This is a genomic window from Bacillus sp. MUM 13, assembly GCF_001866725.1.
In the GTDB taxonomy this organism is placed as follows: Bacteria; Bacillota; Bacilli; order Bacillales; family DSM-1321; genus Peribacillus.
The window spans coordinates 12,677-36,870 of record NZ_MLYQ01000090.1 but is presented as its reverse complement, the minus strand read 5'-3'; the positions used below and the strand labels follow the sequence as shown (position 1 = coordinate 36,870).

Genomic DNA, 24,194 nt, shown 5'->3' with positions numbered 1-24,194 from the left:
GTACCGTCACCCGGGCGTGCTTTAAATAGATGCTTTAGGATGTGGCGGTTTTCCGTTTTTGACAAGTTTTCTAAGGGGGAGACTATGAAAAAAATTGCTGTTTTCGCTTCAGGAAGCGGAAGCAACTTTCAGGCTATTGCGGACGAAATTAAAGCAGGGCGTTTAAAGGCTGAAATCACCTTGCTTGTCTGTGACCGTCCAGGCGCACTAGTCCTTGAAAGAGCTTCAGGCGAAGGAGTTAACGTTTTTTGTTTTTCGCCAAAAGATTATGAAAGCAAGGAAATGTTTGAACTGGAAATTTTATCGGAGCTTTCGGAGCACGAAGCGGAATACATTGTTCTTGCCGGATATATGCGCCTGATCGGCCCTACTCTGCTGCAAAAATTCCCGCAGAAAATCATAAATATCCATCCATCCTATTTGCCGGCTTTCCCCGGGAAGGATGCCATAGGACAAGCGTTTAATGCAGACGTGAAGGAAACCGGGGTGACCATACATTATGTGGATGAAGGCATGGATACCGGTCCGGCCATTGCCCAAAAAAGGGTTCTCATTTTACCGGGAGATACGAAGGAAGCTCTGCAAAAAAGGATCCAAGCTGTGGAGCATGAACTGTATCCCAAAGTGTTAAATAAGATATTGCATACATAAAACATTATACGGAGGGATCATGATGACTAAACGCGCATTGCTAAGCGTTTCTGATAAAACAGGAATCATTGAATTTGCTAAAGGATTAAAGGAAGCGGGCTTTGAACTTATTTCTACAGGGGGAACGAAAAAGGCCCTTCAGGAAAATGGAATCGAAGTAACTGGAATTAGCGAGGTGACTGGCTTTCCTGAAATTCTGGACGGAAGAGTAAAGACCCTTCACCCGAATGTTCACGGCGGTTTATTGGCAAGGCCGAATGATGCCTCCCACAAAGCACAGCTCGAGGAAAATCAGATCCAGCCAATTTCATTGGTTTGCGTAAATCTTTATCCTTTCCAGCAGACGATTGCAAAAGAGAATGTAACGGCAGAGGATGCCATTGAAAATATTGATATCGGCGGACCAACCATGCTTCGCTCGGCTGCAAAAAACCATGAGTTTGTTACAGTGGTCGTCGATCATGCTGATTATGATACAGTGCTTGCGCAGCTTAAAGATGAAGGAGATGTTTCGTTCAGCTTCAAAAGAAAGCTTGCCGCAAAGGTCTTCCGTCATACAGCTGCATATGATGCCGTAATATCCGAGTATATGACAGAGCTTGCTGAAGAAGAAAACCCGGAGAGCCTTACGGTTACTTATAACCTGAAGCAATCTTTAAGATATGGAGAAAATCCGCACCAAAAAGCTGCTTTTTACAGCAAACCATCAGGAGCATCCTTCTCCGTTGCCCATGCTCAGCAGCTTCACGGAAAAGAGCTTTCCTATAATAACATCAATGACGCCGATGCAGCCCTGCAGATCGTGAAGGAATTCAGTGAGCCCGCAGCTGTGGCTGTCAAGCACATGAATCCATGCGGTGTCGGAACTGGTTCCAGTATTTCAGAGGCATTTGCTAAAGCATACGAAGCAGATCCTACTTCGATTTTTGGCGGAATCATCGCGCTAAACCGGGAAGTGGATAAAGAAACGGCAGAAAAGCTGCGTGAAATCTTCCTGGAAATTATTATTGCACCATCCTTCTCGGAAGAAGCATTTGGGGTGTTGACTGGTAAGAAGAACATCCGTCTTCTGACGGTTTCCTTTGAAGGTGATAATAGGCTTGAGAAAAAGCTCTCTTCTGTACAAGGCGGTTTGCTGGTGCAGGATAGTGATGCCTATGGCTTTGAAGAAGCAGAAATCTCAGTGCCTACTAAACGGGAACCAACAGAAAAGGAATGGGAAGCCCTGAAGCTTGGATGGAAAATTGTGAAGCATGTTAAATCGAACGCCATTGTGGTTTGTGATGACAAAATGACGCTTGGTGTCGGTGCCGGGCAAATGAACAGGGTCGGATCGGCTAAAATCGCCCTGGAGCAGGCGGGAGAAAAAGCCAAAGGAAGCGCCCTGGCTTCTGATGCTTTCTTCCCAATGGATGATACTGTAGAAGCTGCCCATCAAGCAGGTGTTACAGCCATCATTCAGCCGGGGGGTTCTGTCCGCGATGAGGATTCTATCCAAAAAGCGGATGAATATGGAATTGCCATGGTCTTCACGGGAGTGCGCCATTTTAAACATTAAGCACCCATTTCCAGGTCTTCTATTAATCATTCGATCTAATTGACGCCAATTTGGCTCGAATGAAGCAGGAATTGGATATTATTATCCAATTAAATGGGAACGAAAGGAATATTTTCTTTTTTTAAGGCTCTTTACTTAAAGTTTGTTGTTTTTTAATTGTTCTGTGAAGCGATCCTGTTGTTAAACCGGGTTGATTGGAGTGTAAGGTGCGAGACTCCTGTGGGATTAGCGGGAAGGTGAGACCCCGCAAGCGCAGCAGAGGAGGCTCACCGCCCGCCCCACGGAAAGCGAGCATCCTGGAGCGGAAATCAACCCCTTGTTCCATGCGGCAAATTTTACGAAAACTGCCTTCTGCATTTATATATAAGCACTACAAAAAAACCAATAAAGAGGTGAGCAGGCATGAATGTATTAGTTATTGGCCGCGGCGGCAGGGAGCATGCAATCGCGAGAAAGCTTTATGAAAGTGAACGGGTGGATACGGTGTATGCTGCTCCTGGCAATCCGGGAATGACAGACGTAGCGGTCTTGGCTGACATTAATGAATCCGACCATGAGGGGCTGATTGCTTTTGCAAAATCCCGCCATGTTGATCTTACCTTTATAGGAGCGGAAACTCCTTTATTGAACGGACTGGCAGATGATTTTAAGGCGGCTGGCCTTAAGGTATTCGGGCCTGAAAAGGCTGCTGCGGAAATAGAAGGCAGCAAATCCTTTGCCAAGGATCTGATGAAGAAATACGGCATTCCGACCGCAGAGTATGGAACTTTTTCAGACCTTTCTTCAGCACAAGCATATCTGGAGAAAAACGGTGCCCCAATTGTCATTAAAGCGGATGGCCTTGCTGCCGGAAAGGGTGTCGTGGTGGCACATTCCATTAAGGAAGCAAATTACGCGCTTAAGGACATGCTGATTGATTCAAAATTCGGGGCTGCCTCATCAAGAGTTGTTATTGAAGAGTTTTTGGATGGTGAGGAATTTTCTCTGATGGCCTTTGTGAACGGAGAAAAGGTGTATCCGATGGCTATCGCACAGGACCATAAGCGGGCTTATGACGGAGACGAAGGCCCGAACACAGGGGGCATGGGTGCGTATTCTCCAGTACCCCATATTTCTGCAGAAACCGTTGAGCAAGCAGTTGAAACGGTGCTGAAACCCGCAGCAGCTGCACTGGTAAAAGAGGGACGTTCTTTTACCGGAGTGCTGTATGCCGGCTTGATTTCTACAAAAAAAGGCACAAAAGTGATTGAATTCAACGCCCGCTTCGGAGATCCGGAAACACAGGTTGTCCTGCCGCGTCTCCAAAACGACTTTGCGGAAACGCTTGAGGCAGTCCTTGAGGGTCGTGATTATGAACTGAATTGGGATTCAGATGCAGTCATCGGAGTGGTAGCAGCTGCAAAGGGCTATCCGGGGAATTATAAAAAAGGCGCTGTGATTGAGGGAATTGACAATCTTTCATCAGACCTTCATATATATCATGCCGGAACTGGAATAAACAGCTCTGGACAGGTGATCACAGCAGGAGGTCGTGTTCTTTTGGTTGCTGCCAAAGGTGCAAATCTCTCGGCAGCGCAGGATAAGGTATATAAAGAAATGGGACGCGTAAAAAGCGAAGGGCTTTATTGGAGAAAGGACATTGGACATAAAGCGCTGAAGGCCGAAGCGTTAAAATAGCATAAGCCGCCTCTTAAAGGGCGGCTTTTATAGTGGAATAACAATAAGCCTGACAGCTCTGAAGGCCGCACGAACAGCTGCTGTAAATAAAAACAGATACATAGAGAAATAGAGGGCAATTTTGTTCCGGGAGCGGATGATTATCTATTTTTCAATAATAATCTGCGAAAAAGGAATTATATACCAATAGAAAACCTGTATCAAATGTTTTATGATATGTAAGGTTTAAAGTAATTAATTGGAAAGGATGGATGGTTATGAAGAAATTATCCGTGATTTTACTGTCATTTGGTTTGGTGCTTGGTTTTTCATTCAGCGCAGGAGACAACGCTAAAGCAAGTACAAAAATCATCACCTACAAAAATTGTACAGCATTAAACAAGGTATACAAAGGCGGAGTGGCAAAATCGTCAAAGGTTAAAAACAAGGGCGGAAAAACGCACTACAGGCCGTACGTATCAAGCGCCCTTTACAGTAAAAACAGCCATAGCGACAGAGACAAAGATGGAATTGCATGTGAAAGATAAGAGCTGAAATGCTCTTTTTTTTATGCTCTGTGGCTTAATAACAAATCCCTGCACGCAGCTTCATGAATTCCGTGCTTTTTAGCTGAGACAGGGCAAACTCTGCTGTATCCTGAACCGATATTTCCGTTCCTCCCTCAGGAAGCATATCCCGTTCAGTACGATAGCTTCCTGTCCTTATTCCATCAGGCAGATAGGTAGGGCAGACTATCGTCCACTCAAGTCCGCTATCTTTAAGGAAGGTGTAAACCTTATGATGTTCAATTGCTGCAGCGGCAGACCTTCGTCTTGATTCGCTGGATTGGTAGCGAAGCTTATCTGGCTCAAGCCTGCTTTGGAGGATCCCCGCGGTACCGACTGTAACCAGCCTTGTAATTCCCTCTTTTTTCATTGCATCGCATATACGCGGTATACTATCTGAAAGTGTTGTGGTTTTATCTGTGTTCAATGCGCTGATCACGGCATCACAGCCGTGTAAGGCAGCTTGTATATCCTTAATTTGCAGCACATTTCCTTCCAGAACAGCTAGTTTTTCATCTGAAATCTCAATTTTTTCAGGAGAGCGGACCAATGCTGTTACATGATGACCTTCCTGAAGGGCATATGTGACTAAATGGCTGCCGACTCGCCCTGTTGCCCCTAATATTAGCAGATTCAAAAATCATCACCTCATAAGATAATTTTCGGTAAGAAAGGTATTGCAATAATAATGAAAATGTATCATATTGCCTTGGCGGATTCTAGTTTGAGTGCAGGGTTTACAGGAACTAAAAAGTGACTGAAGAACTTTTTGGTTCCTATATTACAAAAAAGTGCGTACTTTTTTTCTGAAAGCATATCTCCCATACTAGTTTTGCAGGATATTTACATGAATAACTAGTGCGCTCAAAGTTAGGCACTTATAAATATAGGGAGGGTTTATTAAATGGCGAGTTCATTACAAGATCGTGTTACGCTGAATAATGGAACAAAAATGCCTTGGTTCGGCCTTGGTGTGTTTAAGGTGGAAGAAGGTCCAGAGCTTGTTGAAGCGGTTAAAACAGCAATCAAGCACGGCTACCGCAGCATTGATACAGCGGCTATTTATGAAAATGAAGAGGGAGTAGGCCAGGGAATCAGAGAAGGGTTGAAGGAAGCCGGCATCACCCGCGAGGAGCTGTTCGTGACATCTAAGGTTTGGAATTCAGATTTAGGATACGAGACAGCCATGGCAGCATATGAGCTGAGCTTGAAAAAGCTGGGTCTTGATTACCTGGATTTATATCTGATTCATTGGCCTGTTGAAGGAAAATATAAAGACGCCTGGAGAGGCCTGGAAAAGCTTTATCAGGACGGAAAAGTGAAGGCTATTGGCGTGAGCAACTTCCAGGTGCATCACTTAAAAGATTTAATGAAGGACGCGCAAGTCAAGCCAGTGATCAATCAAGTTGAACTTCACCCGCGTTTAACTCAAGAAGAGGTACGGGCGTATTGTAAAGAACAAGGCATTCAAGTGGAGGCATGGTCTCCATTAATGCAAGGGCAGCTGCTTGATCATCCTGTGCTTGCTGAAATTGCCAATAAGCATAATAAAACAGTTGCTCAAGTTATTTTGCGCTGGGATCTGCAGCATGAAGTCATCACAATCCCTAAGTCTGTGAAAGAGCAGAGGATTACAGGAAATGCAAAGGTATTTGACTTCCAGCTGACTGAAGACGAAATGGTAAAAATAGATGAATTGAATCAAAATAAGCGTGTCGGTCCTGACCCGGACCATATTGATTTCTAAATCCTAAATAGAGGCTGTGCCATTGGTCAGATTCATGACTAGCGGCACAGCCTCTTTTTCTTGTAAGGCATTCGGGCTGTTTAAGCGAGGATTATCTGGTATCTCCGCTGCCTTGATGTTTGGCCTAATTCACTTATGCATTTCCTGCTTGATGGCATCTGGCATTAAAGCATCCGCAAGGTTTCGATTTCTTTCCATGGCATCTGTTATTGGGCAATAACGTGTGGCGCCGCTGGCAACTTTCATGGAGGCAAGCATGGCAGTCAGCAAGTAAGATTGTTTCCAAGGTTTCCTGACGAGTTTGGCTGTTGACCATGTGAGCAGGGTTAGTCCGCATGTCATTCTTACAAAGCCATTCATTATACTAATATTTTGGTTATCGTTCATATCTTATTGCCCTCCCTTCATAAAGTTTTAACATTAAATTGCTAAACTTTAATGTGTTAATATACTGAATATGGTACTATTAAGGAAAATTGGGTTGCATTTTCCTTTTGTCCGGGTCATAAAAAACCCCTTTGATAATACAATGAAATGTATATCCCGATTAAACGGAGGGATTAGAATTGCTGGAACAGCGCTACAGGTGGAAAAATATGCAGCTGCGCGAGCATATTGACGTGCTGGATGGCATGAAGGCTCCGCATATCTTATTGAAAAATACTACTTATTTAAATCAGTATCTGCGTAAATGGATGAAAGCGAATATCTGGATCTATGAAGACCGGATCATTTACGTAGGCGAAAAGCTTCCTGACGATATCACGGGCTGTGAGGTGCAGGATTGCAAGGGCCAGGTTCTGGTTCCGGGTTACATTGAACCTCATTCCCATCCATTTCAGTTATATAATCCCCAGACGTATGCCCGCTATTCGTCATACTACGGGACAACCACATTGATCAATGATAACCTTTTGCTCTTTTTGCAATTAGATAAAAAGAAAGCGTTTACTTTGTTGAGGGAGCTCCGTAATATACCGTCTTCCATGTACTGGTGGTGCCGCTTTGATTCACAGACTGAGCTCAGGAATGATGAGAGGGTTTTTACTCATGAAGATATCAAGTCCTGGCTTGAGCATGATGCGGTCCTGCAGGGCGGTGAACTGACTGGCTGGCCATCCCTGCTTGCAGGGGATGATATGATGCTGCACTGGATTCAGGAAGCGAAGAGAATGAGGAAACAGATTGAAGGGCACTTTCCCGGCGCTTCAGAGAAAACGCTTGCAAAGATGATGCTGTTCGGCGCAGGCTGTGATCATGAAGCCATGACAGGTAAAGAAGTAATGACACGATTGCTGCAGGGATATACCGTTTCACTCAGGTATTCATCCATCCGTCCGGATCTCCCTGTGCTGCTCGATGAAATCTTGGAAATGGGCATATCCCATTTCGATAGGTTCTTTTTTACAACAGACGGGTCTCCGCCTTCCTTCTATGAAAATGGACTGATTGATGTGATGATTAAAATGGCGATTGACCGGGGAATACCGGTAATTGATGCTTATAACATGGCGACTATTAACATAGCGAAGTATTATAACATTGAATACCTGCATGGAACCATTGCGACCGGCCGGGTGGCAAACATCAATTTTTTATCTGACGAGAAAAACCCAGTTCCTGTTTCGGTGCTCGCCAAGGGCAAGTGGGTGAAAAAAGACGGCGTAAACCTTGAAGCCGATACTGATATAGATTGGACAGAATATGATTTTGAGCCGCTAAAGCTTGACTGGAAGATGGATTTTGATGATCTCGAATTTTCCATGCCGTTTGGGATCGAAATGGTGAATGACGTGATTACGAAGCCCTATTCCATCTCCTCCGACGTATCATATGGAGAGCTGTCCTTTGATCACAATGAGTGTTTTTTCTCCATGCTCGACAGGGGCGGCACGTGGCGCATCAATACAATTGTAAAAGGATTTGCAGACAGGCTGTGCGGGATTGTAAGCTCTTATTCCAACACGGGTGATATTGTGGCGATTGGCAAACGGAAGGAAGACATCATCCTTGCCTTTAACAGAATGAAAGAAATAGGCGGGGGCATAGTACTTGCTGAAAATGGTAAAATTATCTTCGAACTTCCTCTGAAACTAAAGGGATTGATGTCAGACAAACCGGTAGAGATGCTTATAAAGGAAGAAAAGGAATTAAAGCAGTTATTGAAGGAGAGGGGATATCCTTTTTCTGACCCGATTTATACGATGCAGTTCTTCTCATCCACCCACCTGCCTTATATCCGGGTGACTCAAAATGGAGTATACGATGTTATGAAGAAAACTATACTCTTTCCTTCTATAATGCGTTAAAATATAAAAGAAGAAGTTTTTCAACCTCGAGGGAAAGAGCCTGAAAATTTAGTCAGGGAGTGTGCGGTCACCATGCGTAAAACTTTTTCAATCCTGCTGTCTTCGTTTCTTCTGGTGGCTGGCTGCAGCCATAAACAAGATGACAAACCCAAACAGGAACCTCGGTCAACGGATAGCACTAAAACTAAAGATACAGATATAAAGCAAGGTTCATATAAGTACCCTTTAACGGGTATAGGCACGAAAAATTCTGCGGACAGCAGGGCAATTGCCATCATGATTAACAATCATCCGAAGGCAAGGCCGCAAACAGGGCTTTCCAAAGCAGATGTTGTGTACGAAATGCTTGCTGAAGCAGGTATAACCAGGTTCTTGGCTGTATATCAAAGTGAAAAGCCAGAGCAGGCAGGTCCAGTCCGCAGTGCGCGGGATTACTTTGTAAAATTGGCCAAAGGCTTCAATAGTATTTATATAGCACATGGTTATAGCCCTGATGCCAAAAAACTGCTCAAAAGCGGTTATATTGATAATCTGAATGGGATCCAGTATGATGGCACACTGTTCAAACGATCTTCAGACCGGAAAGCTCCGCATAATTCCTATATTACCTACAGCAGCATTGAAAAGGGAGCAAAAATGAAATCGTTTAATTTAACCGGCGCGCCCAGGGCCTTTTCATTTTTGAACGCTAAGCAGCTGAAGGAATTGCAGGGAGACCCGGCAGGAACGATTTCCGTTTCATATGGTTCCGCATCATTCGATGATACTTATGCGTATGATAATGCCCAAGGAAAATATAAACGGTATACAAACAATCAGCAAACGGTGGAATATAAAACAGGTGCATCCATTCTGCTTGACAATATTTTAGTGATTGAGGCGCATCACAAGATTATTGACAGCTACGGGCGCCGTGATATTAACTTTACTTCAGGCGGCAAAGGATATCTCTTTCAAAAAGGGAAAGTGAACAAAGTAGAGTGGAAGAATGTACACGGGGAAATCGTTCCTTTCAGGAATGGCAAAGAGGCAGGCCTCGTCCCCGGAAAAACGTGGGTGAATATCATCCCGGATCATCCCGGGCTTGCTGGCAGCCTATCCTATAAGTAATAGGGAATCAGACATTTAAAGGAGATACACTATGCAAATAGAGAAATTAAGAGGAAAAGAACTGGACCAGCTTTTTAAAGCGGTTTTGACTTTAAAAGATTTGGATGAATGCTATCGGTTTTTTGATGATTTGTGCACGGTGAATGAAATTCAGTCACTTGCACAGCGCCTTGAGGTTGCACGCATGCTTCAAGAAGGAAAAACCTATCATAAAATCGAAACGGAGACAGGCGCAAGCACAGCTACGATTTCACGGGTTAAGCGCTGCTTAAACTACGGAAACGATGCCTATACAATGGCACTTGACCGAATTGCGGAAGACTGAGTTACCGAACGCTTATAAAATCAGCACAGACAGCCGGATTATCTATTCCGGCTTTTTGTTTTTTAGGGGATACTGGGCAGGTTCATGATAGCTATGAGTCCGGGCCTTCTGTTCTTGCTTGCATATACTTGCCTGGGCAGGACATGAGCTTTTCGTATTTGTTTCAGAAATTTTTTGCAAATACATCTCTTTTTTATTGAAAAATCTTAATGCTATAATGTAATGGGAATTAGAATGGAGGATAACGATGTACGATTTTCGCGAGTGGAAGCATGTGTTCAAACTCGATCCAGATAAGGAAATAAGTGATGAGGCGCTGGAGGCGATCTGCGAATCCGGAACAGACGCCATCATGGTGGGGGGATCTGACGGCATCACCCTTGAAAAAGTATTGGATTTAATGGCAAGGGTGCGCAGATATACCGTGCCATGTGTCCTGGAGATTTCTGACGCAGAGACGGTAACGCCAGGATTTGATCTGTACTTTATTCCCTCTGTCTTAAACAGCACAGATCCGGATTGGATTATGAATCTGCATCATAAAGCTGTGAAGGAATACGGGGAAATCATGAACTGGGACGAAATATTTGTAGAAGGATACTGCATTCTTAATCCTTACAGCAAGGCAGCGCTTTTAACAAAGGCTGATGCAAACAAGGATGCCGAGGATGTTGGAGCCTATGCGATGATGGCCGAAAGAATGTTTCATCTTCCTATTTTTTATCTGGAGTACAGCGGAATGTACGGAGATCCTCTTGTCGCAGAAAAAGCAAAAAGTAATTTGGAAGAAGCTGTCTTTTTTTATGGGGGCGGCATTGCTTCAGCAGAGCAGGCTAAGGAAATGGCAGCTCATGCAGATGTCATTGTAGTCGGAAATATTATTTATGATAACCTGGAAGCGGCACTGGAAACAGTAAAAGCTGTTAAATAGAGTTTGAAGGTTCTGATTCAATCCCGAAGCACCTGGCACTATGAGGCCAATATCAAGCAGGGAGTTAAGGGGAAAAGGCCTTTCTGCTTGTGCGCCTTTTCTCCGGGAGTGGACAAGGGGTTTGAATTTTTTATATACTAGGAACAAACGTTCGAAAAAAGGCGGTGTTTTCATGCAGTTTTTATCTGAGAAATTAGTAAATGGTTTAAATGAACAGCAGCAAAAGGCAGTGAAAGCAACGGATGGCCCCCTTTTGATCATGGCCGGCGCAGGGAGCGGAAAAACCAGGGTGCTGACACACCGGATTGCTTATTTAATGGTGGAAAAAGAAGTGGCGCCATGGAATATTCTTGCGATCACTTTTACAAATAAAGCAGCAAGGGAAATGAAGGAGAGAATCCGGGCAATATTGGGTGGAGCGGCAGATGAAATCTGGGTATCCACCTTTCACTCGATGTGTGTGCGGATCTTAAGGCGCGACATTGACCGGATCGGCTTTAACCGTAATTTTTCAATCCTCGATACAACTGATCAGCAATCGGTGATTAAACAGATTCTTAAAGATAAGAATATGGATACGAAAAAATATGATTATCGGGCAATCCTCGGCAGCATCAGTTCAGCAAAAAATGAACTTGTCAGCCCTGAAGAATTTGCAAAAACAGCAGGCGATTACTATAGCCAGGTGACTGCTGATGTTTATACAGAGTATCAAAAAAGGCTCCGCAAGAACCAGGCACTCGACTTTGATGATTTGATCATGATGACGATCCTGCTGTTTCAGCGTGTTCCTGAGGTGCTTGAATATTATCAGCGCAAATTCCAGTATATTCATGTGGATGAGTACCAGGATACAAACCGGGCACAATATATGCTTGTAAAGCAGATGGCATCCCGCTTCAGGAACATCTGTGTTGTCGGTGATTCCGATCAGTCCATTTACCGCTGGCGGGGTGCTGATATAGCCAACATCCTGTCTTTTGAAAAGGATTATCCGAATGCAACGGTCATTTTCCTTGAGCAGAACTACCGTTCGACGAAAAGAATTCTTTCCGCAGCCAACGGTGTCATTGGAAATAACAGCAACCGGAAGCCGAAGAATCTTTGGACTGAAAACTCTGAAGGAAATAAGATCTTTTATCTCCGTGCAGACAGCGAGCAGGGAGAAGCACAGTTTGTAGCCGGAAAGATTAATGAAATATCCAGGGATTCTGGCAGAAAGCTCTCTGACTTCGCCATATTGTACCGCACAAATGCACAGTCACGTGTCATGGAGGAAGTGCTGCTGAAATCCAATATCCAGTACAGCATCGTGGGCGGCATCAAGTTCTATGACCGCAAAGAAATCAAGGATATCTTAGCTTATTTGCGCCTGATTGCGAATCCGGATGATGATATCAGCCTGCGCAGGGTGATTAATGTGCCGAAACGGGGAGTAGGCTCTACCTCCCTGGATAAAATCGCGGACTATGCTGCAAGCCAGGACCTTTCCATGTTTGGGGCGCTGGAGGAGATTGAGCATATCGGTCTCAGCCCGAAAATCATGAAGGCGGCAAGGGAGTTCCGGGATCTTGTCAAAGGCTACAGCAACATGCAGGAATACCTTTCTGTTACAGAGCTGGTGGAAGAGGTCATCGGCAAGTCAGGATACCGTGAAATGCTTGAGGCTGAAAAAACAATCGAATCTCAAAGCAGGCTGGAAAACATTGATGAATTTCTATCTGTAACAAAGAACTTTGAGGAAAAAAATGATGATAAATCACTAGTTGGATTCCTGACTGATCTTGCTCTAGTGGCAGATATTGATTCACTGGATGATACAGATGAAGCACAGGAGACAGTCACATTAATGACGCTGCACTCTGCAAAGGGGCTGGAGTTTCCTGTAGTGTTCCTATTGGGGCTTGAGGAAGGCGTGTTTCCTCACAGCCGTTCACTCATGGATGAAGAAGAAATGGAAGAAGAGCGGCGTCTTGCTTACGTGGGTATTACGCGTGCAGAAACCGAGCTTTACATCACGAATGCCCAAATGAGGACACTATACGGACGGACAAACATGAATCCTGTTTCCCGGTTCATTAGTGAAATTCCGGAAGACCTGCTTGAAGACCTGATGCCGAAGCCTAAGGCCAAAAGGTTCAGCAGCCAAAGCAGCTATTCTTCAAAACCTGTTCAATCAGGCGGCACCCAGCGTACCCCATCATTTGGGCGGGCTGTATCGGCGCCTTCTAAAACAGGCGGAGATGAAATCGGCTGGAAGGTCGGCGACAAGGCTTCACATAAAAAGTGGGGAACCGGAACGGTCGTCAGTGTGAAAGGTGAAGGCGAAGGGAAGGAACTTGATATTGCATTCCCGAGCCCTACCGGCATCAAACGCTTGTTGGCCAAGTTTGCACCAATTGAAAAAGCATAAATGCGGGCATTCTCCCGCAGTCTAAAATAAAATAGAAGCTATTCAGACTGACTGAAGGGTCTGTCAGTCTGAATTTATCTGTAAAAAAGAAAGGGCTGGATTTATGGACATAAAGGCTGCGCAAAAAATTGTCACAGACCTGCAGAATCTGCTGAATCAGTACAGTTATGAATATTATGTAATGGATAAGCCCTCTGTGCCGGATTCAGAGTATGACAAGCTTTTAAGAGAGCTCATTGAATATGAAGAGCAATTTCCAGAGCTGCGCACTCCTGATTCTCCGACACATCGTGTGGGCGGAGCGATTTTAGATATGTTTGAAAAGGTCGAGCACAGCAGTCCGATGCTCAGCCTTGCCAATGCCTTCAACGAAGATGATTTAAGGGACTTTGACAGAAAGGTCCGCCAGGCAGTGGGAGAAGACTATTCCTATGTCTGTGAATTGAAAATTGACGGTTTGGCCGTGACCCTGCAGTATGAAAATGGCTACTTTACCCGCGGGGCGACCCGGGGGGACGGGACGGTCGGCGAGGATATCACGGAAAACCTGAAGACCATTAAAACCATTCCTCTTAAACTTAAGGAAGCAGTTACACTCGAGGTCCGCGGTGAAGCGTTCATGCCGAAGAAATCATTTGAAGCTCTGAACAAGGGGAAAGAAGAGCGCGGAGAGGAGCCATTCGCAAATCCGCGCAATGCGGCTGCAGGGTCCCTAAGGCAGCTGGATCCCAAACTTGCGGCGAAAAGAAAGCTTGATATTTTTCTATATGCCATTGCAGATCTTGGCGAAACAGGTGTGAAGTCTCACAGCGAAGGCTTGAACCTTCTGGATAGGCTTGGCTTTAAAACCAACCATGAACGGAAAAAATGCGCAGGCATTGAGGAAGTACTTGAGTATATCTCGGGATGGGGAGAAAAGCGTCCGAATCTGGCCTATGACATCGACGGAATCGTTGTAAAGGTGGATTCCCTTGATCAGCAAGAGGAGCTGGGAAGAACGGCAAAAAGCCCCCGCTGGTCCATAGCGTATAAATTCCCTGCCGAGGAAGTCATAACCACACTCAGGGATATTGAGCTTAATGTCGGCAGGACAGGGGTCGTAACCCCAACTGCCATACTGGATCCTGTTCGTGTTGCAGGCACGACCGTACAGCGGGCCACTCTTCATAATGAAGACTTAATCCGCGAAAAGGATATTAAAATCGGCGATAAAGTAGTTGTCAAAAAGGCCGGCGATATCATACCAGAGGTCGTGAATGTCCTTGCTGAGAAGAGGACAGGCGAAGAGAGGGATTTCTTTATGCCTGCGCATTGCCCTGAGTGCGATAGCGAGCTTGTGAGGCTGGAGGGGGAAGTGGCCCTTCGCTGCATTAATCCGAAATGCCCGGCACAAATCCGTGAAGGGCTGATCCACTTTGTATCCAGGAATGCGATGAATATTGACGGACTTGGGGAAAAGGTAATCAGCCAATTGTTCGGTGAGCATCTGATAAAGGATGTTGCCGATATTTATAAATTGACAGAAGAACAGCTTCTGGGACTGGAACGGATGGGAGAAAAATCCGCTTCAAATCTGCTGCAGGCCATACAGGCATCTAAAAGCAATTCGCTTGAACGTCTGCTGTTTGGCCTAGGGATCCGCCATGTCGGATCGAAAGCGGCGAAAACACTTGCCCAGGAGCTCGGAAGCATGGAAGCCTTAAGCAAGGCAACAGCAGAGGAATTGACTTCCATCAATGAAATCGGTGGGAAAATGGCTGATTCTGTTGTTTCCTATTTTGAGATGGAAGAGGTGCAGGAACTGCTGAAGGAGCTGCAAGCAGCAGGAGTTAATTTTGAATATAAGGGGCCGAGGCCGGTCTCTCCAGAAGAATCTGACTCTATATTTGCTGGCAAAACCATCGTGCTCACTGGTAAACTGAGTATATTGACAAGAGGCGAGGCCCAGGAGAAGCTTGAGGCACTGGGAGCCAAGGTTTCAGGAAGCGTCAGCAAAAAAACGGATCTCCTGATTGCGGGGGAAGATGCAGGCTCCAAGCTTGCCAAGGCTGAAAGTTTAGGAATTGATGTTTGGGACGAGGAACGGCTGATTGAAGAATTAAATAAGTAAGAGGGTGTAAGCCATGAAGAAAGTTCCCTTTCTCGTGCTGATTATAATGCTGTTTCTTGCGGGGTGTGCCCCGAAATTCGACAAGCAGCAGGAAGTGGTGAAGGATTCATCAAAATCAAAAGAAAAAGCAATTATTCCAAAGTACAAAATTTCTGATGAATACTACCGTACGATACTGCCATTTGAACCGGCAAAAGCGAGAGGACTTGTAGTTTCCAATTTAAATACCCGCTATGACATTAAAGAGTTCGAAACAGGGCTCATGAGAATAGCGCAGAATAATTTTGATCCGAATAAGTATCTTTTCCAGGAAGGGCAATCCCTTGATTCACATACCGTGAGTCTTTGGCTGAACCGCAAGTTCACTAAGGCACAGGCCAAGGAAAATGGCATAAAGGCCGGCGATAATATTGGCTTGAATCCATTAGATCCGGGTAAAGGCAATATTGATACCCGAAATAAGAAATATCCGATATACCTGGCCCACATTCTTGAGCAGGATTATCTGCTTAAGGATTCAAAGAATAAGGTGAGCCTTGGCGGTGTTGTGATTGGTCTTGCCCTCAATTCTGTACACTATTATCAAAAAGAAGAGTACGGCGCTACCTATAATACAAAAGTTCCTCAGGCGGAGGTTGTTTCACATGGTAAACAAATCGCCCAGCAGGTATTACAGCGCCTTAGAAAGATGGACAAGCTTAAAAACATTCCAATTACGATTGCTTTATTTGAGCAAAAGCAGAAATCTTCTGTGATTCCGGGGAATTTCATTTATTATACAAATGTAGATGCAGGAAGCGGTCAGGTGGATAAATGGGAAAAGGTGAATGAAAAGTATTATCTCCTTCCCTCTGATACTGCAAATACAGATCACAGAGATGACAATGTGGCATTCCTGAACTTTAAACAGGATGTAGAAAAGTATTTCCCTAACTTCAATGGAGTAATGGGAAGGGCTCTTTATGAAGAAGATCAAATGAAGTCTTTAAATATTGATATTCCGATTCAATTTTATGGGAGCTCAGAAGCAGTGGGCTTCACCCAATATGTAACAGGACTCGTTATGGAGCGCTTCCCTGCGTATGTTTCCGTCCAGGTGTCCATTACATCGGTAAATGGACCGGAAGCACTTATTGTGCGAAAAGCGAATCAGGACCAGCCAACCGTCCATATTTATGATTAATAGACTTTAGGAAATCCCGGTACTGCTGTACCGGGATTTTTTGCGGGAATCTGCCTCATGCCGGCTTGAGCGTAAGGAACAGGGTACAACTGTCTGCAAAAATCAGGCGGCTGAAGCGAAAACACCTGGCAATAGAACATACATGGATGTAAAAAGAAGAGATTAAAAGATTTTTAGAAAATTCTTTCAGAAATACTATATGAAGATGTTTGAAGAGTTTGAACTTATCAGTTAAAATGATAGATGGTGTTAAAGAATTATACATAGGAGGGATTATCTTGGTACAGGCATACAAGCATGAACCATTTACTGACTTTTCTCAAGACTCCAATAAAAATGGGTTCCTTGAAGGATTAAAAACCGTTAAGGAATACCTTGGCAAAGACTATGACCTATTAATCGGAGGAGAAAGAATCTCCACTGAAGATAAAATTGTTTCTTACAATCCTGCTAATAAAGACGAAGTAATTGGAAGCGTTTCAAAAGCAAGCCGCGACTTGGCTGAAAAGGCAATGGAGGCTGCTGATGAAGCATTTAAATCATGGCGCAAGGTGAAGCCGGAGGTAAGAGCTGATGTTCTTTTTAAAGCAGCTGCCATCATCCGCCGCCGTAAGCACGAGTTCTCGGCTCTTATGACGAAGGAAGCAGGAAAGCCTTGGCATGAAGCAGATGCAGATACTGCCGAAGCAATTGATTTCCTTGAATTTTATGCGCGCCAGATGCTGAAATTGAAAAATGGCCTTCCTGTTCAAAGCCGTCCGGACGAGTTCAACCGTTTTGATTATATACCGCTTGGTGTCGGCATTATCATTTCACCATGGAACTTCCCATTTGCAATCATGGCTGGAACGACTGTTGCTGCCATCGTTGCCGGAAACACGGTACTGTTAAAGCCGGCTTCAACAACACCGATTGTTGCAGCGAAGTTTGTAGAAGTAATGGAAGAAGCAGGCCTTCCTAAGGGCGTCCTGAACTTCGTGCCGGGAAGCGGTGCAGAAGTTGGAGACTACCTGGTAGACCATCCGCGCACACGCTTTGTTTCCTTTACAGGATCGCGTGAAGTCGGCATCCGCATTTTTGAGCGTGCTTCTAAGGTAAACGAAGGTCAAATATGGCTTAAGCGTGTGATCGCTGAAATGGGCGGCAAAGATACAATTGTCGTCGACAAAGAAGCAGATCTTGAATTGGCAGCGCAATCTATCGTGAAATCGGCATTCGGCTTCTCTGGACAAAAGTGTTCAGCATGTTCCCGTGCTGTTATCGTAGAAGATGTGTATGATCAAGTCTTAAACCGTGCTGTAGAATTAACGAAGGAATTGACTGTCGGAAATCCGGAAGACCAGTCATACTTCATGGGGCCTGTAATTGACCAGGCTGCTTATAATAAGATTCTTGAATACATTGAAATCGGAAAAGGAGAAGGCAGGCTATTAGCCGGCGGAGAAGGCGACGACTCTAAAGGATATTTCGTCCAGCCGACAATCATTGCAGACCTGGATCCGAAAGCCCGCTTGATGCAGGAAGAAATCTTTGGTCCTGTAGTGGCTTTCGCTAAGGCAAAGGATTTCGACCATGCTATTGAAATTGCCAACAATACAGATTACGGTTTGACAGGTGCAGTTATCACAAGCAACCGTGAAAACATGGAAAAAGCGCGCGAGGATTTCCATGTCGGAAATCTATACTTTAACCGCGGCTGTACAGGAGCTATTGTCGGATACCAGCCATTCGGCGGATTCAACATGTCAGGTACAGATTCCAAAGCAGGCGGACCGGATTACATCGCCCTTCACATGCAAGGGAAAACAACGTCAGAAGCCTATTAATCTCTTCTGTTCATAGAAGGTCTCAGACTGCAGACAAACCCGAAAAAGCGGGTTTGCCTGCAGTCTTTTTTGTTTTGGGCTATATTCGTGAACTTTGCTGCTATAGAACAAGGTGGCTGATTTCCGCTCCAGGATGCTACTTTCGGCGGGGCGGCCGGTGTGCCTCCGAAAAAAAGATAGATTATTGCTGAATGTTAGAAAGGAGAAAAGGTTTTAGTGCAGAGTGAAGTGGTATACTGCCATATTTCCCGGCTGTACTACAAAAAGAGACTATTTCCCGGACAATATTCGCGTTCCCTTCTATTATTTTGACTCCTTTCTTAAAGACTGCTGTTTTTTAATGAACTGTGGAAGGAGATTCATGCAAAATTATACATGCCCATATTATGAAAGCGTTCATTGCTGAAAATGAAAGCGGAAGCATTGTGAAGATCTGTTTTCCTATACTATCTATTGTTGCTTTAATGCAAGATAGTCTGATATGATTTAAAAGAATGTTCAAACAGATAAAAATCAGGCTTTTGCAGAACCGTTATGAATGATCATCGGCCCTTTTCATTAAGAGCCGATTTTTTCAATCAGGGGGTGCGGAGCCTTCCCTTTATTGGGTATCGGCACGGTTGAGGTGCTGTTTTTATTAATTTCCGGAGGTGGAAAGATGTCACGGATTACAATGGATCAGGTCAAGCATGTGGCACATCTGGCAAGGCTCGCTATTTCTGAGGAAGAAGCTGTACAATTTCAGAAGCAGCTTGATACTATGATTTCTTTTGCAGAGCAGCTGAATGAGCTGGATACAGAAAATGTCGAACCAACTTCACATGTGCTGAAAATGTCCAACGTCATGAGAGAGGATATTGCGAAAGAAGGCTTGCCGATTGATAAGGTGCTCAAAAATGCACCAGACAGCAAGGATGGACACATAAGGGTTCCGTCCATTATGGATTAAGGAGGGGAAGAAGGATGTCATTGTTTCAGCATGGTGTTCCAGAGCTTCACAAGCTTTTACATAGGAAAGAAATTAAAGCCTCTGAACTTGTGAATGAATCTTTTGAAAGAATCAGGCAGGTGGATGGTCAGATTAAGGCCTTTTTAACACTTGATGAAGAAAATGCCCGCAGCAAGGCGAAGGAAATAGATGAAAGAATAGCGTCAGGAAAAGATCATGGAAACCTATTCGGCTTGCCGATCGGGATTAAAGACAATATCGTGACAGAAAACCTGCGCACTACAAGCGGAAGCAGAATCCTTGAAAACTTTAATCCGATTTATGATTCCACAGTCGTTCAAAAGCTGAAAAAAGCGGAAACGATCACGATTGGGAAGCTGAATATGGACGAGTTTGCGATGGGTTCCTCCAATGAAAACTCCGCCTTCCAGGTTACACGCAATCCATGGAATACAGATTATGTCCCTGGTGGCTCTTCAGGCGGATCTGCAGCGTCGGTTGCAGCAGGAGAAGTCCTATTTTCCTTAGGATCAGATACGGGCGGCTCGATTCGCCAGCCTGCAGCCTACTGCGGAGTTGTTGGCCTAAAGCCTACATACGGAAGAGTGTCGCGTTTCGGCCTTGTGGCCTTTGCTTCCTCCCTTGACCAAATTGGTCCTGTTACAAGGACGGTTGAGGATAATGCATACTTGCTTGAAGCCATTTCAGGCATCGACCACATGGATTCAACCTCTGCGAATGTGGATGTGCCAAGCTTCTCTTCTTCTTTGACTGGAGATATCAGGGGACTGAAAATCGCCGTTCCTAAGGAATATTTGGGTGAGGGTGTTGGAGAAGAAGCGAGAAATTCTGTTTTAGCAGCTCTTAAGGTGCTGGAGGGCCTTGGCGCCGAGTGGGAGGAAGTGTCGCTGCCGCATTCTAAATATGCGCTGTCCGCTTATTATCTGCTTTCCTCATCTGAGGCATCAGCCAACCTGTCCCGTTTTGACGGCGTCAGATACGGCTACAGGACAGATGGAGCACAGAACCTGCTGGACATGTACAAGCAGACACGTTCTGAAGGCTTTGGAGATGAGGTGAAGCGCCGGATTATGCTTGGAACCTTCTCCCTAAGCTCGGGGTACTATGATGCGTATTATAAAAAGGCTCAAAAAGTTCGCACACTGATTAAAAAAGATTTTGAAGATGTATTTGAAAAATATGATGTGATTGTCGGGCCGACCACTCCGACTCCGGCCTTTAAGATCGGTGAAAAGACGGATGATCCATTAACCATGTATGCCAATGATATTTTGACCATCCCTGTGAATTTGGCGGGAGTTCCTGCCATTTCCGTACCGTGCGGCAATGCCGGCGGACTGCCACTTGGGCTTCAGATTATCGGAAAGCACTTTGATGAAAGCACTGTGTACCGAGTGGCGCATGCCTTTGAACAGGCAGGAGACTTTTATAAAAAATTACCGCAATTGTAAGGGGTGAACGTGATGAAATTTGAAACAGTGATTGGCCTTGAAGTACATGTAGAGCTTAAAACAGATTCAAAAATTTTCTCGGACAGCCCAAACCACTTTGGCGCTGCACCGAACACTAATACAAGCGTGATTGACTTAGGCTATCCGGGCGTGCTACCAGTCATCAATAAAAAAGCTGTGGACTTTTCAATGAAGGCTGCAATGGCTTTAAACTGTGAAATTGCCGAAGAAACGAAATTCGACCGTAAAAACTACTTTTATCCGGACAATCCGAAGGCATATCAGATTTCCCAATTTGATAAGCCGATCGGCGAGCATGGCTGGATCGAAATTGAAGCTGGCGGAAAGAAAAAGAAAATCGGCATCACAAGGATCCATATGGAAGAAGATGCAGGTAAGCTGACACATACTGGTGACGGTTATTCGCTTTGTGATTATAACCGCCAGGGGACGCCGCTGGTTGAAATTGTTTCTGAACCTGACATTTCGACACCGGAAGAAGCGTATGCTTATCTGGAAAAACTAAAATCCATCATCCAGTATACTGGGGTGTCAGACTGCAAAATGGAGGAAGGCTCCCTGCGCTGTGATGCCAATATCTCTCTTCGCCCTGTTGGCCAGCTTGAGCTTGGCACCAAAACAGAGCTTAAAAACTTAAACTCCTTCAGCTTCGTCCGTAAAGGGCTGGAGTATGAGGAAAAGCGCCAGGAAGAGATCTTATCATCCGGAGGCGTCATTGAACAGGAAACACGACGCTTTGATGAAAGCACAGGCAAAACCCTGTTAATGCGTGTGAAGGAAGGGTCAGATGATTACCGGTACTTCCCGGAGCCAGATCTATTATCCATCTTTATTGATGAAGATTGGAAAAACAGGATCCGCTCTGAAATTCCTGAGCTGCCAGATCAGCGGAAAAAACGCTATACAGAGGAATTCGGGTTGTCTGTGTATGATGCGGCAGTTTTGACCGTAACAAAGGAAACAGCAGACTTTTTTGAAGAAACTGTAGCGCTCGGAACTGATCCGAAGCTTGCTTCCAACTGGATCATGGGCGAACTATCCGCATATTTGAATGCAGAAGGAAAAGAACTGCATGAAGCTGCACTGACTTCTGAATCGCTTGCAGGCTTAATCAAGCTGATTGAAAATGGCACAATTTCTACAAAGATTGCCAAGCAGGTCTTCAAGGAATTGGCCGAAAAAGGCGGAAACGCAGAAGAAATCGTAAAAGAAAAGGGACTTGTCCAGATTTCTGATGAAGGAGCCCTCCGCAAGATTGTCGGTGAGGCGCTCGACAGCAATCCGCAATCGATTGAAGACTTCAAGAATGGCAAAAACAAAGCAATCGGCTTCCTTGTCGGCCAAATCATGAAAGCGACTAAAGGACAGGCGAATCCGCCGTTAGTGAATAAGATTCTGGTTGAGGAAATCAATAAACGATAAAAGCAGTAAAAAAGCTGTCATGAAGGTATGATTTCCTCCATGGCAGCTTTTTTTGCACTTATCCTTTTGTCCCGGATGATATATTTGAGCCTTCAATGAAATGACGCTGAAAAATAAAGAAAAGAATCAGCGTCGGAATCAAAACCATTACTGACATCGACATTAAATAGTGCCACTGTACCTGCATGCTGCCCTTGAAGGTCTGAAGCCCAAGCTGCAGCGTGTACAGCTTTTCATCGCTTAGATACAAGAGCGGCCCTAACAGGTCATTCCAGGAGCCGTTAAAGGAAAATACAGCCACTGTGATCAGTGCAGGCTTTGTCAGCGGCAGCATAATGTGCCACCAGATTTTAAAGTGGCTGGCACCGTCCATGATCGCCGCCTCGATGAACTCGTCCGGTATGGTCATCATGAATTGGCGGAGCAGGAAGATGAAAAACGCGCTGCCTAGAAAAGCAGGAACAATTAAAGGCAAATAGGTATTTACCCAGCCGATTTTTGAGAACATGATATACTGGGGGACCATTGTGACAAATCCCGGAATCAGCATGGTAGAAAGAACAAGTGTAAATAGAATATTTCTGCCTTTAAAACGGATTTTTGCAAATCCGTATGCAACAAAGGAATTCACAAGTACACTGCCAATTGTAGACACTACAGAGATGAACAGTGTGTTCAGCCCCCATTTTGTAAAAGGAGCTGAATTCCAGGCTTTTGCATAATTTGAGAAATGAAAAACCTTGGGAATGAAAGAGGGCGGGTTCTGCATAATTTCAGCAGGCGACTTCAGGGAGGTAGAAACCATCCACCAAAGAGGCGTCAGCAAAACAAGGCTCCCAAGCACAAGTATCGTAAAAATAAGTGCATTCCTTGTATTTCTCCGGAATTTATTTGTTTTGTAAAACTTCACTTCTGTATTCATTTATTTTCACCTCCATCATAATGCACCCACTTTTTACTGAACTTCATGTTGAAGAAGGTGAGAACCATGATAATAATGAATAAGAACCAGGCCATAGAGGATGCGTAGCCCATATCGAATACTTCAAAGGCATTGTTCCACATATGCAGATTAAAGAACAGCAGGGAGTTGGATGGCCCTCCGTCTCCATTCTGCGTCATCACATAGGCCTCCTGGAAAATTTGGAAAGCTCCAATTGTGCTTGTTATCAGATCAAAGAAGATAATCGGCGATAACATAGGCAGTGTGATGCGGAAGAACTTCTGAAAACTGTTTGCACCGTCCAGATCGGCTGCTTCATAGAGGGAAGGAGAGATACTTTGCAAACGTGCAAGATACAGAAGCATGCCTCCTCCAACACTCCAAAGCTTCATCATGATAAGGGCGGGCTTTGTCCATGCCGGGTCGAACAGCCAGGATGGCCCTTCGATGCCGAACCAGCCAAGGAATGTGTTCACAAGGCCTGAAGATGGGCTTAACAGCTGCATCCATAAAAAATAAACGGCCACGCCTGAAAGGATCGCAGGCAGATAAAAGATGGTACGGAATATCTTCATGCCTGGTATTCTCTGGTTCATTAAAACAGCGACAAAGATGGCACCTGCGGTTGTGAGCGGAACGGAAAATAGGACAAAATAGCAGGTATTCCATAGGGACGTCCAAAAAAGGTCATCCATTGTGAACATTCTTTTATAGTTTGCGAGTCCGATAAAGTTCATCTTTGAGGTAATGTTGTAATCTGTGAAGCTCGCGTAAAGTGAAAACAGGAGCGGGCCGGCCGTCAAAAATAGCAGGCCGATAAGCCATGGAGAGATGAATATGTATCCAATCAGGTTATCAGATTTGCGGTTGCTGGATCTTGATTTTTTAAAAAGCAATATGTTTGGCTTTGTTTGTTTTCCTTTTTTACCGGCACCAGTTTTTTTCTTCTGGGCTGATTCAATGGCACCGGCTTCATTTTTAAGTGCAGCTTCTCGCATCATG

Annotated in this window: 20 protein-coding genes; 16 read left to right on the top strand and 4 right to left on the bottom strand. The window is 44.8% G+C overall.

All coding sequences use genetic code 11. The features are described 5' to 3' along the window. Positions 1-84 precede the first annotated feature (84 nt). The 4 genes from purN (at position 85) to BIV59_RS18385 (ending at position 4,413) form a co-directional block, all read left to right on the top strand. A complete protein-coding gene (purN, locus tag BIV59_RS18400) occupies positions 85-651 on the top strand; it encodes a phosphoribosylglycinamide formyltransferase (protein WP_071352916.1) in 567 nt (188 codons plus the stop codon). A 19-nt stretch (positions 652-670) separates the two neighbouring features. Then, entirely contained in the window at positions 671-2,209 is a 1,539-nt protein-coding gene (gene purH / locus BIV59_RS18395) for a bifunctional phosphoribosylaminoimidazolecarboxamide formyltransferase/IMP cyclohydrolase (RefSeq protein WP_083392252.1), read from the top strand. 402 nt (positions 2,210-2,611) lie between these two features. Continuing rightward, positions 2,612-3,886, top strand: coding sequence for a phosphoribosylamine--glycine ligase (gene purD, locus BIV59_RS18390; RefSeq protein WP_071352914.1), 1,275 nt, complete (start codon positions 2,612-2,614; stop codon positions 3,884-3,886). Between the two features lie 257 nt (positions 3,887-4,143). Further along, on the top strand, positions 4,144-4,413 hold the full coding sequence (locus tag BIV59_RS18385; protein WP_071352913.1) for an excalibur calcium-binding domain-containing protein: 270 nt from the start codon (positions 4,144-4,146) through the stop codon (positions 4,411-4,413). A 34-nt stretch (positions 4,414-4,447) separates the two neighbouring features. Here the strand turns inward: BIV59_RS18385 and BIV59_RS18380 are convergent, their stop codons facing one another. Further along, the gene (locus tag BIV59_RS18380) at positions 4,448-5,068 is read right to left on the bottom strand and encodes an NAD(P)-dependent oxidoreductase (RefSeq protein ID WP_071352912.1); all 621 of its coding nucleotides are present in this window, start codon (positions 5,066-5,068) and stop codon (positions 4,448-4,450) included. 267 nt (positions 5,069-5,335) lie between these two features. Here BIV59_RS18380 and BIV59_RS18375 point away from each other — a divergent pair, with 267 nt between their 5' ends. Then, on the top strand, positions 5,336-6,178 hold the full coding sequence (locus BIV59_RS18375) for an aldo/keto reductase (protein ID WP_071352911.1): 843 nt from the start codon (positions 5,336-5,338) through the stop codon (positions 6,176-6,178). 129 nt (positions 6,179-6,307) lie between these two features. On the opposite strand, the gene BIV59_RS18370 is transcribed toward BIV59_RS18375, so the two are convergent. Beyond that, complete coding sequence (locus BIV59_RS18370) at positions 6,308-6,565, bottom strand: YgaP family membrane protein (RefSeq protein WP_071352910.1); 258 nt, start codon at positions 6,563-6,565, stop codon at positions 6,308-6,310. 179 nt (positions 6,566-6,744) lie between these two features. Between BIV59_RS18370 and BIV59_RS18365 the strand changes: the two genes are divergently transcribed. The 11 genes from BIV59_RS18365 to gatB all read left to right on the top strand — a co-directional run bounded on the left by BIV59_RS18365 (position 6,745) and on the right by gatB (position 22,249). Then, complete coding sequence (locus BIV59_RS18365) at positions 6,745-8,487, top strand: adenine deaminase C-terminal domain-containing protein (protein ID WP_170846193.1); 1,743 nt, start codon at positions 6,745-6,747, stop codon at positions 8,485-8,487. A gap of 72 nt (positions 8,488-8,559) precedes the next feature. Then, positions 8,560-9,597 (top strand): DUF3048 domain-containing protein, encoded by a 1,038-nt coding sequence (locus tag BIV59_RS18360; RefSeq protein WP_071352909.1) that lies wholly within the window; start codon positions 8,560-8,562, stop codon positions 9,595-9,597. Between the two features lie 31 nt (positions 9,598-9,628). Next, positions 9,629-9,922 carry a YerC/YecD family TrpR-related protein gene (locus tag BIV59_RS18355; protein ID WP_071352908.1) on the top strand — a complete coding sequence of 98 codons (294 nt, stop codon included), beginning with the start codon at positions 9,629-9,631 and terminating at the stop codon, positions 9,920-9,922. 247 nt (positions 9,923-10,169) lie between these two features. Further along, on the top strand, positions 10,170-10,853 hold the full coding sequence (gene pcrB / locus BIV59_RS18350) for a heptaprenylglyceryl phosphate synthase (RefSeq protein WP_071352907.1): 684 nt from the start codon (positions 10,170-10,172) through the stop codon (positions 10,851-10,853). A 172-nt stretch (positions 10,854-11,025) separates the two neighbouring features. After that, positions 11,026-13,266: a DNA helicase PcrA gene (pcrA, locus tag BIV59_RS18345; RefSeq protein WP_071352906.1), complete on the top strand. Its 2,241-nt coding sequence runs from the start codon at positions 11,026-11,028 to the stop codon at positions 13,264-13,266. Positions 13,267-13,369: 103 nt separating this feature from the next. Continuing rightward, positions 13,370-15,376 (top strand): NAD-dependent DNA ligase LigA, encoded by a 2,007-nt coding sequence (gene ligA / locus BIV59_RS18340; protein WP_071352905.1) that lies wholly within the window; start codon positions 13,370-13,372, stop codon positions 15,374-15,376. Positions 15,377-15,389: 13 nt separating this feature from the next. Next, positions 15,390-16,559, top strand: coding sequence for a CamS family sex pheromone protein (locus tag BIV59_RS18335; RefSeq protein WP_071352904.1), 1,170 nt, complete (start codon positions 15,390-15,392; stop codon positions 16,557-16,559). A 278-nt stretch (positions 16,560-16,837) separates the two neighbouring features. After that, positions 16,838-18,385, top strand: coding sequence for an L-glutamate gamma-semialdehyde dehydrogenase (gene pruA, locus BIV59_RS18330; protein WP_071352903.1), 1,548 nt, complete (start codon positions 16,838-16,840; stop codon positions 18,383-18,385). 658 nt (positions 18,386-19,043) lie between these two features. Next, positions 19,044-19,334: an Asp-tRNA(Asn)/Glu-tRNA(Gln) amidotransferase subunit GatC gene (gene gatC, locus BIV59_RS18325; protein ID WP_071352931.1), complete on the top strand. Its 291-nt coding sequence runs from the start codon at positions 19,044-19,046 to the stop codon at positions 19,332-19,334. A gap of 14 nt (positions 19,335-19,348) precedes the next feature. Further along, positions 19,349-20,806 (top strand): Asp-tRNA(Asn)/Glu-tRNA(Gln) amidotransferase subunit GatA, encoded by a 1,458-nt coding sequence (gene gatA / locus BIV59_RS18320; protein WP_071352902.1) that lies wholly within the window; start codon positions 19,349-19,351, stop codon positions 20,804-20,806. Between the two features lie 12 nt (positions 20,807-20,818). Then, positions 20,819-22,249, top strand: a complete 1,431-nt coding sequence (gene gatB / locus BIV59_RS18315) for an Asp-tRNA(Asn)/Glu-tRNA(Gln) amidotransferase subunit GatB (RefSeq protein ID WP_071352901.1) — start codon at positions 20,819-20,821, stop codon at positions 22,247-22,249. A gap of 58 nt (positions 22,250-22,307) precedes the next feature. Here gatB and BIV59_RS18310 read toward each other — a convergent pair whose 3' ends face one another. Next, complete coding sequence (locus BIV59_RS18310; protein WP_071352900.1) at positions 22,308-23,171, bottom strand: carbohydrate ABC transporter permease; 864 nt, start codon at positions 23,169-23,171, stop codon at positions 22,308-22,310. After that, positions 23,168-24,193 (bottom strand): carbohydrate ABC transporter permease, encoded by a 1,026-nt coding sequence (locus tag BIV59_RS18305; protein ID WP_240501946.1) that lies wholly within the window; start codon positions 24,191-24,193, stop codon positions 23,168-23,170. The genes BIV59_RS18310 and BIV59_RS18305 overlap by 4 nt, the downstream gene beginning before the upstream one ends. Position 24,194 lies beyond the last annotated feature (1 nt).